Source organism: Neomoorella carbonis (assembly GCF_045278715.1).
GTDB classification, from domain to species: Bacteria; Bacillota; DSM-521; order Neomoorellales; family Neomoorellaceae; genus Neomoorella; species Neomoorella carbonis.
This window is the reverse complement of record NZ_CP136420.1, coordinates 2,057,220-2,072,566: the sequence shown is the minus strand read 5'-3', so window position 1 is coordinate 2,072,566 and position 15,347 is coordinate 2,057,220. Positions and strand designations below refer to the sequence as shown.

General features: G+C 54.4%; 13 protein-coding genes. All 13 read left to right on the top strand.

Annotated elements, in window-relative coordinates; all coding sequences use genetic code 11:
- Window positions 1-13: 13 nt before the first annotated feature.
- On the top strand, window positions 14-658 hold the full coding sequence (locus MCACP_RS10650) for a cobalamin B12-binding domain-containing protein (RefSeq protein WP_406676736.1): 645 nt from the start codon (window positions 14-16) through the stop codon (window positions 656-658).
- Between the two features lie 190 nt (window positions 659-848).
- Window positions 849-1,646 carry a dihydropteroate synthase gene (locus MCACP_RS10645; RefSeq protein WP_406676735.1) on the top strand — a complete coding sequence of 266 codons (798 nt, stop codon included), beginning with the start codon at window positions 849-851 and terminating at the stop codon, window positions 1,644-1,646.
- 126 nt (window positions 1,647-1,772) lie between these two features.
- Complete coding sequence (locus MCACP_RS10640; protein WP_406676734.1) at window positions 1,773-2,945, top strand: uroporphyrinogen decarboxylase family protein; 1,173 nt, start codon at window positions 1,773-1,775, stop codon at window positions 2,943-2,945.
- Between the two features lie 27 nt (window positions 2,946-2,972).
- Complete coding sequence (locus tag MCACP_RS10635; protein WP_406676733.1) at window positions 2,973-3,146, top strand: hypothetical protein; 174 nt, start codon at window positions 2,973-2,975, stop codon at window positions 3,144-3,146.
- A 35-nt stretch (window positions 3,147-3,181) separates the two neighbouring features.
- Window positions 3,182-3,805 carry a cobalamin B12-binding domain-containing protein gene (locus tag MCACP_RS10630; RefSeq protein ID WP_406676732.1) on the top strand — a complete coding sequence of 208 codons (624 nt, stop codon included), beginning with the start codon at window positions 3,182-3,184 and terminating at the stop codon, window positions 3,803-3,805.
- 379 nt (window positions 3,806-4,184) lie between these two features.
- Window positions 4,185-4,271, top strand: a complete 87-nt coding sequence (kdpF, locus tag MCACP_RS10625; protein ID WP_106004198.1) for a K(+)-transporting ATPase subunit F — start codon at window positions 4,185-4,187, stop codon at window positions 4,269-4,271.
- A gap of 13 nt (window positions 4,272-4,284) precedes the next feature.
- On the top strand, window positions 4,285-5,997 hold the full coding sequence (gene kdpA, locus MCACP_RS10620; protein ID WP_406676731.1) for a potassium-transporting ATPase subunit KdpA: 1,713 nt from the start codon (window positions 4,285-4,287) through the stop codon (window positions 5,995-5,997).
- A gap of 19 nt (window positions 5,998-6,016) precedes the next feature.
- On the top strand, window positions 6,017-8,080 hold the full coding sequence (gene kdpB / locus MCACP_RS10615; protein ID WP_406676730.1) for a potassium-transporting ATPase subunit KdpB: 2,064 nt from the start codon (window positions 6,017-6,019) through the stop codon (window positions 8,078-8,080).
- Window positions 8,081-8,122: 42 nt separating this feature from the next.
- Window positions 8,123-8,701 (top strand): potassium-transporting ATPase subunit KdpC, encoded by a 579-nt coding sequence (gene kdpC / locus MCACP_RS10610; RefSeq protein WP_406676729.1) that lies wholly within the window; start codon window positions 8,123-8,125, stop codon window positions 8,699-8,701.
- 119 nt (window positions 8,702-8,820) lie between these two features.
- Window positions 8,821-11,544: a DUF4118 domain-containing protein gene (locus MCACP_RS10605; protein ID WP_406676728.1), complete on the top strand. Its 2,724-nt coding sequence runs from the start codon at window positions 8,821-8,823 to the stop codon at window positions 11,542-11,544.
- A complete protein-coding gene (locus MCACP_RS10600) occupies window positions 11,534-12,226 on the top strand; it encodes a response regulator (protein ID WP_406676727.1) in 693 nt (230 codons plus the stop codon). Before MCACP_RS10605 ends, MCACP_RS10600 begins: the two co-directional genes overlap by 11 nt.
- Before the next feature lie 244 nt (window positions 12,227-12,470).
- The gene (locus MCACP_RS10595) at window positions 12,471-13,238 is read left to right on the top strand and encodes a LytR/AlgR family response regulator transcription factor (RefSeq protein ID WP_406676726.1); all 768 of its coding nucleotides are present in this window, start codon (window positions 12,471-12,473) and stop codon (window positions 13,236-13,238) included.
- Window positions 13,239-13,460: 222 nt separating this feature from the next.
- Window positions 13,461-15,284, top strand: coding sequence for a carbon starvation CstA family protein (locus tag MCACP_RS10590; RefSeq protein WP_406676725.1), 1,824 nt, complete (start codon window positions 13,461-13,463; stop codon window positions 15,282-15,284).
- Window positions 15,285-15,347: the final 63 nt, after the last annotated feature.

Genomic DNA, 15,347 nt, shown 5'->3' with positions numbered 1-15,347 from the left:
AAAGAGGTGGTTGGTGTTGGGACCTTTAGCCCTGGCTATGGCAGAATTAGAGGAAAAGAAAGTCCTTGAACTGGTTGGAAAAGCCCTCCGCGAGCAGAAGTCGCCCCTGGAAATTGTAGAAGAATGCCGGCAGGGGCTTAAAATCGTAGGGGAGCGTTATGCGGAGGGGGAATATTTTTTATGTGACCTGGTTATGTCGGCGGAAATATTCCAGGAGGCTCTGCGGGTTCTAGAACCCTTTTTGTCGATCTCACCAATTTCTCAGGACCAGCCGGGCAAAGCCGACATCGTTTTTGGCACGGTAGAGGGCGACATCCATGACATCGGCAAAAACATAACCATCTCCCTGCTGCGATGTGAAGGTTTCCGCGTCTACGATGCAGGGGTAGACATCCCGCCCGATATTTTTTTGAATATTGTCCAGGAAACAGGCGCCCGGGTTTTGGGGCTATCGGCTTTGCTGACTTCTGCATTTGAATCCATGCGCCGGACCGTCCAATTGGTCCGCATGCTGGCTCCCAAACCTGCGGTCAAAGTACTTATAGGAGGGCTGGTCAATGAGCGTGTCTGCCAGTATGTGGGTGCCGACGCCTGGGTGCGGGAGGCTGTGGAAGGAGTGGCCATCTGCCGGCGCTGGCTGGGGATGAGGGTTATATAAACATTTGAAAACCTTATCTACTAAAAGTAAGAAGGGAACAACATAATTTTTTGTTCTTAATTAAGAAGGAATTATCGAAAATACATAGAATAAATATGTATATACAGGTAGACAAATATGCCAAGGTCATGCGGAATTGAGATTATTGTGGTTTAATTTAAATTGGACGATAGAATGGAGGCTGCAGTAAATGTTGATAATTGGTGAAAAACTTAATAGCGCTATACCCGGTATACGCCAAATCATTGACTGCAAAGATGCAGCTGCTGTTCAAGACCTTGCCCTTAGACAAGTAGCGGCAGGGGTTGATTATTTAGATTTGAATACTGCGCACTGTAAAGAAGTGGAGGATATGGAGTGGCTCGTGCGCACTGTGCAAGAAGTAACTGAAGTACCTTTATGTATTGACAGCACTTCAGGGATGACCATTAAAAAGGCTTTGGAAAGTTTTAAAGGTGATAAAAGTAAAGTTATAATTAATTCCATTTCTTTAGAGAAAAATCGTCTTGAAGAGGTGCTACCGCTTGTTTTGGAGTACCAATGTCCGGTAATCGGCTTGACCGTTGATGACAACGGTATTCCCAAAACCGTGGAAGACAGGATCAAAATTACTGAGCGTATGGTGGAGATCCTTTCCAAACACAATTATGATTTGAATAATCTCTATATCGACCCTCTGGTGCTTCCTCTAGCTGTGGGTCACACCAATGCAGTAATATTTTTCCAATGCCTGACCGAAATTAAACGGCTATTTAAGGTAAAAACAGTATCGGGTTTAAGTAACATCTCTTTCAACATGCCTAAAAGAAAGCTTATTAATCGCTATTTCCTGGCGATTTGCATGGCGCACGGTATGGACGCTGCTATACTTGACCCGTTGGACACCAAAATCATGACTTTGCTAACCACATTGGATTTATTAATGGGTAATGATCCCTTCGGTAAAAAATTTCTAAAGGCGTATAGGAAAGGAGCGTTGGAGGATTGAAGAGCTGTGAGTCGTAAAGGGGGGAGGCGAAGCAAACGAGCAGGCAATATGGGATAATGAATCAAATGTAACACGTGCCCATGGGGAATGAGAATCTATTACAAGCATAAGGGAGGGAATTATAGAATGAGCGATAAAGACATGCTTTATCAAGAAAGATTTAAGCGCTATACCGTAGCCCTGGAGTGTGGCAAGCCGGATAAAGTTCCCGTAGTTTTTCCCCTTGGTGAATGGGTCGTTAAGTACACCAACACCACTCTCCAGGAAGTATATTACAATGTTGACAAGTCCACAGAAATTATTGCCGGGGCGATCCGTGACCTTGATTTTGATGTTATGTTTGGCTCCTTGAATTTATGGTGGCCTCCCATGTTTGATGCTATAAAATGCAAGTTATATAAATTTCCGGGAATTTATTTTGGAGAAAACTCTGGCTTCCAATATATAGAAGAAGAGTATATGAAGCCTGAAGACTATGACGAGTTTATCGCCGATCCTACCCAATGGCTCGCTACCAAGTATTTACCGCGTATATGTGAGGAGTTTGGCGAACCCGGCTCATACCGGGCCACTGTGGCTTTAATTAAAAGTGCCGCTGCTTTTGCCATGCATAACGATAAGTCGGCTAAGGCGAGTGAAAAATGGGCGAAGGAATATGGGATAGTACCCTATGGGACCGGGATGACCAAAGCACCTTTCGATACCTTGGGTGACGCTCTGCGGGGAACCAAAGGGATTCTGGTGGATCTTCGTCGTCGACCAGAGAAAGTCTTGGCCGCTTGCGAAGCCATTGTACCTCACAATATTGCATATGCCATGATTACTGCTGCGGGTGATACATCTTTACCTTGTTTTGCGCCCCTTCATAAAGGAGCTTACCCCTTTTTAAGCCTTGAGTACTGGCAAAAATATTACTGGCCTTCCTGGAAGGCGGTTATCGAGGGCCTTTGGGCTTTGGGAAAGAGGACGTTTTTCTTTGCCGAAGGCGATTGGACACCTTATCTTGAAAAGATAGCTGAATTACCGGAGAAGAGTATTGTTTTTTGCATTGATTTAACTGATGCCAGAAAAGCCAAAGAGATTTTTGGTGGTAGGTTCTGCCTTTACGGCGGTGTTCCCACCACACTTCTAACTTATGGGACACCGGAAGAAGTAAAGGATTGTGTTAAGCGAGCTATTGATGAATTGGCCGGTGATGGAGGATTTGTCCTTGCTCCAGGTGGGGTTGTTATGGGCGACGCTAAACGGGAAAATATTTTAGCCATGATTGAAGCAGCACGAGAGTACGGTGTTTATTAAGGATTATTAAGCGGAGGAGGGGAAACAATGGCCGATAACAAGGTGAAATCCTTTATCCCGGAAGCCGGCACGTGTGTACCTTGGAAGATTAAGAAGGAAGAGTTGGGGCGATTAGCCGGCAATGAGGAAATTGTCAAAAAGGAATGGGAAATGCTTGATGCTTTCGCTTATGCCTTTATTTGGTTTTGGGTGCAGCGGTAAATAAAAGAGATTAAAGAAAGGGTGTTATTTAAGCTATGCTGACAAATTCTTTATCCAAGGCCATGGCTGAATTGGAAGAGGAACAGGTGAACGCCTTAGTTAAAGAATTACTTGGGAGTGGAGTTGCTCCTCTTGAGATTGTCAAAGCCTTGCAAGAAGGTATGGTGGAAGTAGGTAACCGATTTGAGCGCGGTGACTACTTCTTAAGTGAACTAGTTATGGCTGGCGAAATTATGAAAAACACTATGGACATCTTAGAACCCCATTTAAGCGGCGCGAGCACTGAACATAAAGGAACAATCGTTATCGGTACTGTTAAAGGAGATATTCACGACCTGGGGAAAAATATCGTAATAATGCTTCTGAAAGGCGCGGGGTATAACGTTGTTGACCTGGGTGTGGACGTGCCTAAGGAAAAATTTGTTGAGTCCATTAAGGAGACCAATGCTCCGCTGGTGGGTATGAGCGTGCTTTTAACCAGTTGCCAGGGAGCGTTAAAAGAGACCATTGAAGCCATCCGGGCTGCGGGGCTGAAACCCAAGGTGGTTATAGGTGGCAATTATGTAAATGAAGCGGTCAAGAATTATTCTGGTGCAGACTATTTTGCCACTACAGCCAGCGATGGACTAAAAGTGGCTTCCGAAGTCTTCGGAGCCTGACAGCGGCAATCTGCCAGGACGCAGGTAAAAGCAAGCCCCCTCTTTTCCCAAAGGCGGCATGGGAAAGAGGGGGCTTCTTTCTGCAGATGGCGTCTTTATATTTTTTTTACTTCCCGCCATTGTTTCTTGACACCTAATTGATCGCCAGTGGAGATAAAATTAAGCCTGCACGGAGGTCGGCGCCACAAGGAGGTCGGCGCCACCGCCGCGCACCACGAAACCGGGTTAAAAAAGATAAACGGAGAACGCTTACCTGATTCCGGCCCTGTTTTAAGGATGGACGGTGCCGGCAGGCGAGGGGAGAGGAAGCAATCAAGGATAAAAGTTCAGGAAAAGCGGGAAAATGTAACCCGGATATTTCACCTCAGGAGGAAGGTTTATGTTTGATTTTATTCTCGGTGGTTTAGTTGCCGTGGCGTTGCTGGTATATCTGGTCTATGCCTTGATGCGGGCCGAGGAGCTTTAGGGTGGGGTGACAGATGGCGGTAATAATTACGGATATCCTGCAAATAGTTCTATACCTGGTGCTGTTGTTGCTCCTGGCTGTACCCTTGGGGCGGTATATGGCTAGGGTTTTTAGCGGGGAAAGGACCCTTTTCGACCCGGTACTCAAACCCCTGGAGGGGATGATCTACCGCCTGGCGGGAGTGAATACCGGCCGCGAGATGAACTGGCGCGAGTATGCTGCCACGCTCCTGGTGTTTAATTTTCTGGGCATGGTGGCTGTTTACCTGATCCAGCGCCTCCAGGGTGTACTGCCCTTCAATCCCCAGCATTTCCGCGCCGTACCGCCGGACCTGGCCTTCAACACTGCCGCCAGTTATATGACCAATACCAACTGGCAGGCCTACGGCGGCGAGAGGACCATGAGCTACTTTACCCAGATGGCCGCCCTGACGGTGCAGAACTTCCTTTCCGCCGCCACCGGCATCGCCGTGGTCGTCGCCCTGACCCGCGGCCTGGCCCGGCGCTCGGCCAAGACCATCGGCAACTTCTGGCAGGATCTCACCCGGAGCATTCTCTGGGTACTGTTACCCCTTTCCCTGATCTTCGCCCTGGTTCTGGTATCCCAGGGGGTTATTCAGAATCTGAGCCCCTACCTGACGGTGACCACCCTGGAAGGGGGCCGGCAGACCCTGGCCATGGGCCCGGTGGCTTCCCAGGAAGCCATTAAATTATTGGGCACCAACGGCGGCGGTTTCTTTAACGCCAACTCCGCCCACCCCTTCGAGAACCCCACACCTTTGACCAATTTGCTGGAGATGCTGGCCATCCTGGTCATCCCGGCGGCGTTGACCGTTACCTTCGGCCACATGGTAGGTAACCGCCGCCAGGGCCTGGCCATCCTGGCCGCCATGCTGCTCCTTTTTGTCCTGGCTGTGGGGGTAGTTTACGGCAGCGAGCGCTATGGTAATCCCACCCTCCGCGCCCTGGGGGTGAGCGGTCCCACGGCCATGGAAGGGAAGGAGGTCCGCTTTGGCATCGCCAGCTCTTCCCTTTTTGCCACTGTAACTACCGCCGCTTCCAGCGGCGCCGTTAACGCCATGCACGACAGTCTGACGCCCCTGGGAGGGCTGATCCCCATGCTGCAGATGATGCTGGGGGAAGTTGTCTTTGGCGGGGTTGGTTCCGGCCTGTACGGGATGCTGATCTTTGTCATCCTCACGGTGTTTATCGTCGGCCTGATGGTAGGCCGGACGCCGGAATACCTGGGTAAGAAAATCGAATCGCGGGAGATGAAGATGGCCATCCTGGCTGTACTTATACCGGCGGCGACCATATTGCTGGGCAGCGGCCTGGCGGTCGCAACCAGGGCCGGTACGGCATCTATCTTAAATCCCGGCCCCCATGGTTTGAGTGAAATCCTTTACGCCTTTGCCTCGGGGGCGGGCAATAACGGCAGCGCCTTTGCCGGCTTAAACGCCAATAAACCCTTTTATAACATCGCCCTTGCCCTGGCCATGCTTATCGGCCGCTTCGGCGTTATCCTGCCGGTTCTGGCCATCGCCGGCAGTATGGCGGCGAAAAAAGCCGCACCGCCGGGTCCAGGAACTTTCCAGACTACCACCCTGCTGTTCACCGGTTTACTGGCGGCGGTGGTGCTCATCGTCGGCGCTCTGACCTTTTTCCCGGCCCTGGCCCTGGGGCCGCTGGTGGAACAGCTTCTGATGCTGGCGGGTAAAACTTTTTAAAGCAGGGAGGGAAAATTTTATGCCTAGGGAAGCTAATATTTCCAGCAGGCTGGCCGGGTCCAGGGGTAGCTTCAGCCGGGCTTTGATCGTCCCCGCCATTAAAGACGCCTTTCGCAAGCTCGATCCCCGGGTGCAACTGCGCAACCCGGTAATGTTTGTCGTGGAAATCGGCGCCCTGCTGACGACCATTTTTACTTTACGGGATTTAGCAGCCGGCGGGCGCGCCATGGTCGCCTTAAATATCCAGCTGGCCGCCTGGCTGTGGATAACCGTCCTCTTCGCCAATTTTGCCGAAGCCCTGGCCGAAGGCCGGGGCAAGGCCCAGGCCGAGACCTTACGCCGCACCCGTAGCGAAACTACGGCTAAAAAACTGGTCAACGGCAGGGTGCAACAGATACCGGCATCACAGCTGCGCAAGGGGGATATTGTCCTGGTAGAAGCGGGGGATATTATCCCCGGCGATGGCGAAGTAATAGAAGGCATTGCTTCAGTTGACGAGAGCGCGGTGACCGGTGAATCGGCTCCGGTGATCAGGGAATCGGGTGGCGACCGCAGCGCCGTCACCGGCGGCACCCGCGTCCTCTCTGACTGGATCAAGGTCCGGATAACGGCCAATCCCGGAGAAACCTTCCTCGATCGCATGATCAACCTGGTGGAAGGAGCACGGCGGCAGAAGACACCCAACGAAATCGCCTTGACCATCATGCTCATAGGCCTGACCATCGTCTTCCTGCTGGCAGTGGCCACCCTGGAACCCTTTGCCCTGTACTCCGGCGCCCCCGCCCCGGTACCTGTCCTGATCGCCCTGCTGGTCTGCCTGATCCCCACCACCATCGGCGGCCTTTTGAGTGCCATTGGCATCGCCGGCATGGACCGGCTCCTCAAGCGTAACGTGCTGGCCATGTCCGGCCGGGCCGTGGAAGCGGCCGGCGACGTTGATGTCCTGCTTCTGGATAAGACCGGTACCATCACCCTGGGCAACCGCATGGCCACGTCCTTTATCCCGGCCCCGGGGATAACCGAAGAGCAACTGGCCGATGCCGCCCAGCTCGCCTCCCTGGCCGACGAGACGCCGGAAGGGCGCAGCATCGTAGTCCTGGCCAAAAATAAATTTCAATTCCGGGAGAGGGATCTGGGCAGCCTGAAAGCCTCCTTTGTCCCCTTCAGCGCCCACACTCGCATGAGCGGCGTCGACCTGGAGGGAAGGCAGATTCGCAAGGGTGCCGCTGATGCCATTGAAGCTTTCGTCCGGGAACAGGGTGGTTCCCTGCCGGCGGAGGTTAGAGATACAGTTGCCAGGGTGGCCAAAGAGGGCGGCACCCCCCTGGTGGTGGCTGAAGGGGCCCGGGTCCTGGGGGTCGTTTACCTGAAAGACGTGATTAAAGGCGGTATCAAAGAACGTTTTGCCGAGCTGCGCCGCATGGGAATCAAAACGGTTATGATTACCGGGGACAACCCCTTGACGGCGGCTGCCATAGCGGCGGAAGCCGGGGTGGACGATTTCCTGGCCGAGGCCACCCCGGAGACCAAGTTAAAACTGATTCGCGACTACCAGGCGAAAGGACACCTGGTGGCCATGACCGGCGACGGCACCAATGACGCCCCGGCCCTGGCCCAGGCGGACGTGGGCTTGGCCATGAACAGCGGTACCCAGGCGGCTAAAGAAGCAGGCAACATGGTTGACCTGGACAACAACCCCACCAAGCTCATCGAGGTGGTGGAGATCGGCAAGCAGTTGCTCATGACCCGCGGTTCCCTGACAACCTTCAGCATTGCCAACGACGTGGCCAAGTACTTCGCCATTATCCCGGCTCTCTTCACCGTCACTTACCCGGAACTGGGAGCCTTAAATATCATGAGGCTGGCTACACCCCAGAGCGCCATCCTTGCGGCCGTGATCTTCAACGCCCTGATCATCATCGCCCTGGTGCCCCTGGCCCTTAAGGGGGTTGCCTACCGGCCCCTGGGGGCCAACGCTATCCTGCGCCGCAACCTGGTCATCTACGGCCTGGGAGGCCTGGTGGCACCCTTTATCGGCATCAAACTCATTGACATGCTCCTGGTGGCTTTGAGGCTGGCCTGAAGGGGCTGTGGCCGTTGCAAGCTAATGAAAGGAAGAGGAGCCTTGACTAGAAAACTTCTAACAACCGCCCGGATGCTGGTGGTAATGACGGTCCTGACGGGCATTCTTTACCCCTTAGCCGTCACCGGTCTGGCACAGGTGCTTTTTCCCCGCCAGGCCGGCGGTTCCCTTATTGAACGCGATGGGCGGCCGGTAGGCTCGGCCCTCATCGGCCAGAGTTTCATGGGTGCGGGTTATTTCCACGGCCGGCCTTCAGCGGCGGGCAAGGAAGGCTATGACGCTGCTGCCTCGGCCGGGTCCAACCTGGGGCCGACCAGTAAGGAGTTGGTGGCGACTGTAGCCCGGCGCCTGGCGGCAGTTCGTGCCGTTAACGGCCTGCCGGCCGGAGCACCGGTGCCGGCCGATCTGGTAACCGCTTCGGCCAGCGGCCTGGACCCGGACATCAGCCCGGAGGCGGCTTATTTACAGGTAGCACGGGTGGCGCGGGCCAGGAATCTTCCGGAAGACAGGGTGCGCGCCCTGGTCGCCAGGAATATCACCGGCAGGCAATTGGGCCTCCTGGGTGAGCCCCGGGTAAATGTGCTAAAATTAAACCTGGAGCTGGATAAACTAACACGCTAAAAATTGGCAAAGCATCTTGAACGGTGCCCTGGCTTTGGAGGCGGAAATGTTTACCTCGGTTCTGGACGCCGGGATGGACTGGCCTGACCCGGCGGCATACAGGCAAGGAAGGTGAAGTGATGGAAAGGGAGGACGAAATCCGGCGGCCTGATCCTGAAGACCTGCTGGCCCAGGTAAAGGCCGAAAACCGGGGACGGCTGACTATTTTCCTGGGGGCTGCGGCCGGTGTCGGCAAGACCTATGCCATGCTGGAAGCAGCCCACGAGCGCCAGGCCGACGGCGTTGATGTGGTCATCGGCTGGGTGGAGACCCACGGTCGCCCGGAGACGGAAGCTCTGCTCAGGGGATTATCCATCATACCGCCCCGGGAGCTGGTTTACCGGGGCAAGGTTTTTCGGGAAATGGATCTGGATGCCCTGCTGCAGCGTCGCCCCCAGCTGGCACTGGTAGATGAACTGGCCCACACCAATATTCCCGGCTCCCGGCACACCCGTCGCTACCAGGATGTCGAAGAACTTCTGGCCGCAGGCATCAACGTCTATACGACCTTAAATATCCAGCATGTGGAGAGCCTCAATGATATCGTCGCCCAGATTACCGGCATCCGGGTGCAGGAAACCGTTCCCGACCGCCTTCTGGAGGAAGCCGACCAGATCCAGCTCATCGACATCCCGCCGGAAGAATTAATCGAACGTCTGAAAGAAGGCAAAGTCTACGTACCGCCCCAGGCCGAACGGGCTCTGCAAAAGTTTTTCCGGCCGGGGAACATCAATGCCTTGCGGGAACTGGCCCTGCGGTACACGGCCCGGCGGGTAGAAGGGCAACTGGATCACTATATGCGCCTGCACGGCATTGCCGGCCCCTGGCCGGCCGGCGAGCGGGTCATGGCCTGTGTCAGCCCCAGCCCCTTTTCCGCCCAGGTGATCCGCACAGCCAGGCGCATGGCTGCCGGCCTCAAGGCGGAATGGCTGGCCGTCTATGTGGAAACGCCAGATCGCCTTCCTGCCGATGAAAACAGGCGGGACCAGCTGGCGCGGAATTTACACCTGGCTGAAGAACTGGGGGCTGAAGTAATTACTTTAACGGGCAACGATGCTGCCGAAGAACTGCTTGCTGTGGCCCGGCGCAAGAACGTCACCCAGATTGTCATCGGTAAACCTTTACACCCCCGCTGGCAGGAACTGTGGCGGGGTTCGCTGGTGGACAAAATTATTCGCGGCAGCCAGGGGATCAGCGTGCATATCATACCTGGAAGAACCAGTCCCAGGGAAGGCCCCCGGGCACCTGGATGGCGCTACCGCTCGCGGGTCTCTTCCTGGCCCTATGCCGGGGTCCTGGTGGCTGTAATGCTGGTTACCGTCCTCAATAAAATCTTACAGCCGGTTTTTGATTTTACTAATATCGCTTTACTTTATTTATTACCGGTGCTGTTCAGTGCCGCCCGCTGGGGGCGGGGACCTTCGATCCTGGCGTCCGTGCTGGGTGCGCTGGCTTTTGACTTTTTCTTTGTGCCGCCGGTTTTAAGCTTTACTGTCTCTGATCTCCGCTACCTGCTCAGCTTTGTGATCTTTCTGGTAGTTGCCGTTATCACCAGTACCATGGCTACCCGGCTTAACATTCAAGCTGAAAATGCCCGGCGCCGGGAAACAAGAACGGCCGCCCTCTACGCCCTCAGCCGGAAAATGGCGGCGGAGACTGATAACGAGGGGATATTAAAGACCGTAGTAAAAACGGTAGCGGAAACTATTGATGGCGAGGCCGTTATTTTCATGCCCGACGCTACGGGCAAGCTGGCGGCGCGGGCTACAGCGCCTTCCCCGCCTGAAAAATGGCTGGACAGCAATGAATACGCTGTAGCCGGGTGGGTTTTTACCCACGGACAGCTTGCCGGCAGGGGAACCGATACCCTGGCGGGAGCAGACGGCCTGTACCTGCCCCTCAAAGCAGATGAAAATAACCTGGGTGTCCTGGGGGTGAAGCTAACCCATCCGGAGCGCCACCTGGCGCCGGAGCAGCGCCGGCTGCTAGAGGCTTTTGCCAGCCTCGCAGCCCTGGCTATCTTACGCCTGCAATTGGCGGCAGAGGCCCAGCAGGCCCGCTGCCTGGCAGCCTCAGAGAAATTGCGTACTGCTTTATTTAACTCTATCTCCCATGACCTGCGAACGCCCCTGGCTTCCATCACGGCCGCGGTTACCAGCCTCCTGGAGGGGGGGGATGTCTATCAGCCGGAAGCCCGGCAGGCTCTCCTCCAGACAATAAAAGAGGGTGCAGCGCGGTTAAACCGGCTGGTAGGTAATTTACTGGACATGGCTCGCCTGGAAAGCGGCATGCTGCAATTAAACCGGGAATGGTGCGATGTTGAAGATATTATCGGTGTGGCGCTGCACCAGTTGCGGGAGACCTTGCATGATCGCCCCCTGCAGGTTAATATTCCCCCTGAACTGCCCCTGGTCAAGGCAGATTTTACCCTTATTGAGCAGGTTCTGGTCAACCTGCTGGAAAATGCCGTTAAATACTCCCCCCCTGGAAGTGAAATTGCCATTACTGTCCGGAAGGAGGAAAAAGAATTGCAGGTGGCCGTAGCCGACCGGGGTGCCGGGATTCCCGAAGGCGAACAGGAGCGGGTTTTTGACAAATTTTACCGCCTGCAGTCTCCCCGCCATGTCAGCGGTACCGGCCTGGGGCTTTCCATCTGCAAGGGGATTATTGAGGCCCATGGCGGAAAAATCTGGGCTGTACGCCGCGCCGGGGGCGGGAGCGTGTTTACCTTTTCCATGCCGCTAAACGAACACCCCCCGACCCGGATACCTTCAGCCAGGGGAGGTGGCGAGGGTGAACGCTAAAGGTGCCCGTATCCTCATTATTGACGATGAACCCCCTATCCGCCGCCTGTTAAAGGTAACCCTGCGCGCTCACGGTTATGAGCTGGCTGAGGCCTCTTCAGGGCAGGAGGGACTGTACCAGGCCGCAGTCCTGCACCCGGATTTGATTATCCTCGACCTAGGTTTGCCCGACCTGGACGGCTTGGAGGTAATCAAACGCCTGCGGGAATGGTCCCGGGCACCGATTATCATTCTTTCCGTGCGGGAACAGGAGAATGATAAAATAAAGGCCCTGGATGCCGGCGCCGATGATTACGTCACCAAACCCTTCAGCATGGGAGAACTCCTGGCCCGGATGCGGGTTGCCCTGCGACACGCAGCCAAAACCGGAGATGAACCGGTGCTCACCCTGGGCGGGCTTACCGTTGATCTGGCCCACCGGCTGGTAAAGGTTGATGGTCAGGAGGTAAAACTGACGCCGACGGAGTACGAGATCTTGAAAAATCTGGCCCTCAATGCTGGCCGGGTACTTACCCACCGCCAGCTTTTACGTACTATCTGGGGACCGGAGTACCAGGAAGAAACCCATTACCTGCGCGTATACATCGGGCAGCTCAGGCGTAAAATTGAACCCGACCCCACCCGGCCTCGCTATATTATTACTGAACCAGGCGTTGGATATCGTTTGGTAGGTGGGGAATAGTCAGGGCCAGTTCGCAACAAATCGCCGTCTGGAAGGGACGGCCAAAAGAACCGCGCTGCTTTTTAGCTTTGCTCCCACATTGCCCCGGGTTGTTACTACTGACTAAAGATGGCCAGTTTGATATAATAATGGTCATGGGCCTGCATTAGCATAACCATGGTGGAATGGAACCGGTCCGGGCAGGCCCACCTGTTTCTGCCCAGCTGGTACTGGCGGAATTAGCTCCGGGAGGTGAAGGAGGAAGATGACTTTTACTGCCATTGTAGTCGATGACGAACCCCTGGCCCGGGACGAGTTAAAATACCTGCTGTCAGCCTACGAAGAGTGCCGGGTCGTCGGTGAAGCTGAGAACGGGGAAGAAGCCCTGCAACTGGTGGCCAAGCTGCATCCAGATGTAGTTTTCCTGGATATAGAAATGCAGGGCCTGTCCGGTTATGATGCCGCCAGGAAAATGCTGGCTGACCATAAACCGCCCCTGATTGTTTTTGCCACTGCCTATAACGAATACGCCGTCGAGGCCTTCGAACTGGGAGCTATAGATTATTTGTTGAAACCCTTTGTCAACGAACGATTGGCGAAAACCATTGAGCGGATTAAAAAGATCAGGGCACGCCAGGAAGACTGGCAGGAGGCAGTAGCCCGGGTCGCCCGTTTACTGGGAAACAATCAGCAGCCGGTGAAAAAATTGCCCGTTGAAAAGAACGGAACCATTAAACTCCTGGATTACGCCGACATTTTTTACGGCCGTGCCCGGGGCGGCGGGGTACAAATTTTTACTGCCGATGATTCCTACACCTTTAACGGCACTATGGCTGAACTGGAAGAACGGTTGAAGAGGGATGGTTTTTTCAGGGTTCATAAGAGCTTTCTGGTTAACTTAAAAAGGGTGGAGGGAGTGCTGCCCTGGTTCAAGGGCACCTACTGGCTGGTTATGGGTGACCGGAAACGGACCCAGATCCCGGTGAGCAAAGGCCAGGTGAAAGAGTTAAAGGTGTTGCTGGGTCTGAATTAATACGGGCGGTAAGAGGTTGAAGGTCGCTAAGATAGGTCAGAAATTTCAAATAATAATTATGTGACCAGTCCCTTTCTATAAAGGGTTCTTTTTAGTGGTCTATATTTCTGTTTAACCCCTTTTTTGTTCTGTTTATTAAATTATTGTTACTTGCTTTTTAACACAGTTTTATAATAAAAGCAAAACCGGCCGGTTTTAAATAAGAAAAGGAGAGACGGGTGCATGAGTGCACTAACACTGGTAATTATAGCTGCGCTGGTGTTTGTCCTGGCCTACCGTTTTTACGGCGCTTTTATGGCCGCCAAAGTCCTGGCCCTGGATCCGGGGCGCCAGACCCCGGCCCTGGTCCATAACGACGGCCGGGACTATGTGCCGACCAACCGCTGGCTGGTTTTCGGCCATCACTTTGCGGCCATAGCCGGCGCCGGACCCCTCATCGGCCCGGTCCTGGCGGCCCAGTTCGGCTACCTGCCCGGGTTCCTGTGGATCCTTATCGGCGCCGTGGTCGCCGGTGCGGTCCATGATATGGTGATTCTCTTCGCTTCTGTACGCCATGACGGCCAGTCGCTGGCGGAAATAGCTCGAAGCGAAGTAAGCAACTTTTCCTACTGGATGGCTTCTGTAGCCCTTTTGTTCCTTTTAATTGTCGTCCTGGCCGGCGCCAGTGTCTCGGTAGTCAATGCTCTCTACCAGAGCCCCTGGGGGACCTTTACCGTGGGCGTGACTATCCCCATCGCCATTTTTATCGGCGTTTATCTTAAATGGTTGCGCCCTGGCCGTATTGGTGAGGCTACCGTGATCGGCGTGGCCCTGATCGTTGCCGGCGTGCTATTGGGACCGGTCATTCAACATTCGGCCCTGGCTCCCTTACTAACCTTTAATAAACAACAGCTCTCCTTGCTCATCGCCGCTTATGGTTTTCTGGCGGCGGTGCTGCCGGTATGGCTCCTGCTGGTACCCCGGGACTACCTGAGCACTTATATGAAAGTCGGCACCATGTTACTGCTGGCCGTTGGCGTTATTGCCGTCAACCCCGCCCTGCAGATGCCTGCAGTTACTAAATTTGTAGCCGGCGGCGGCCCGGTCATCCCGGGCAAGGTGTGGCCTTTTATGTTTATTACCATCGCCTGCGGGGCCCTGTCTGGTTTCCACGCCATGGTCTCCAGCGGCACCACCCCCAAAATGGTTACCAGTGAGGCTGACATCAAGGTGGTTGGTTACGGGGCCATGCTGGTGGAAGGCTTTGTGGCCATCATGGCCCTGATAGCGGCTACTGTCCTGGCCCCGGGAGACTACTTTGCCATTAACAGCGCCCCGGAGGTCTTTGCCAAACTGGGCATGCATATCCAGGACCTGCCCGTTCTTTCCCAGCTGGTGGGAGAAAACCTCGCCGGCAGGCCGGGCGGCGCTGTATCCCTGGCGGCAGGTATGGCCCATATCTTTTCCAGCATCGGCGGTTTGCGGCACCTGATGGGTTACTGGTACCACTTTGCCATTATGTTTGAAGCCCTGTTTATCCTGACGTTGATTGATGCCGGCACACGGGTCGGTCGCTACCTGCTGCAGGAAATCGGCGGCGTAGTTTACAAACCTTTGAAAAACACCAATTGGTGGCCGGGTATTATCCTGACGAGTGGTATCTTTACTGTAGCCTGGGGTTATCTTCTTTACGGCGGTACCATTTCCACCATCTGGCCTCTTTTCGGGGTAAACAACCAGCTCCTGGGGAGCATGGCCCTGGCCATCGGTACCACTATGCTCATCAAGATGGGCAAGGCCCGCTACGCCTGGACAACCTTCATCCCTCTGGTCTTTTTAACGGTAACTACTATAGCCGCAGGTTATCAAAATATCTTTATAAACTATCTGCCGTCCCGTAATTACTTGCTGGCGGTAATTTCCGTCATCATGCTCCTTATGGTCATCGCTATTCTGGTCGATTCCGTCAGGGTATGGGTGCAGCTCCTCTCCGGCAAGAAGAAGGAGCAGGAAACTGCCCGGTCCACATCATCATTAAACAAACCTGGTTCAGCCCACACTTATTAAGCTAAATATGAGCCTGTCTTTACCCGGGTTAAAGTACCCGGGATTTTTTTATCCAGAGCACAG

Bases quoted from the DNA above. Each gene is read 5' to 3' on its own strand.
- MCACP_RS10630 (WP_406676732.1), top strand. From the start codon at position 3,182: ATGCTGACAAATTCTTTATCCAAGGCCATGGCTGAATTGGAAGAGGAA.
- MCACP_RS10640 (WP_406676734.1), top strand. From the start codon at position 1,773: ATGAGCGATAAAGACATGCTTTATCAAGAAAGATTTAAGCGCTATACC.
- MCACP_RS10645 (WP_406676735.1), top strand. From the start codon at position 849: ATGTTGATAATTGGTGAAAAACTTAATAGCGCTATACCCGGTATACGC.
- MCACP_RS10590 (WP_406676725.1), top strand. From the start codon at position 13,461: ATGAGTGCACTAACACTGGTAATTATAGCTGCGCTGGTGTTTGTCCTG.
- MCACP_RS10605 (WP_406676728.1), top strand. From the start codon at position 8,821: ATGGAAAGGGAGGACGAAATCCGGCGGCCTGATCCTGAAGACCTGCTG.
- kdpF (WP_106004198.1), top strand. From the start codon at position 4,185: ATGTTTGATTTTATTCTCGGTGGTTTAGTTGCCGTGGCGTTGCTGGTA.
- MCACP_RS10635 (WP_406676733.1), top strand. From the start codon at position 2,973: ATGGCCGATAACAAGGTGAAATCCTTTATCCCGGAAGCCGGCACGTGT.
- kdpB (WP_406676730.1), top strand. From the start codon at position 6,017: ATGCCTAGGGAAGCTAATATTTCCAGCAGGCTGGCCGGGTCCAGGGGT.
- kdpA (WP_406676731.1), top strand. From the start codon at position 4,285: ATGGCGGTAATAATTACGGATATCCTGCAAATAGTTCTATACCTGGTG.
- MCACP_RS10595 (WP_406676726.1), top strand. From the start codon at position 12,471: ATGACTTTTACTGCCATTGTAGTCGATGACGAACCCCTGGCCCGGGAC.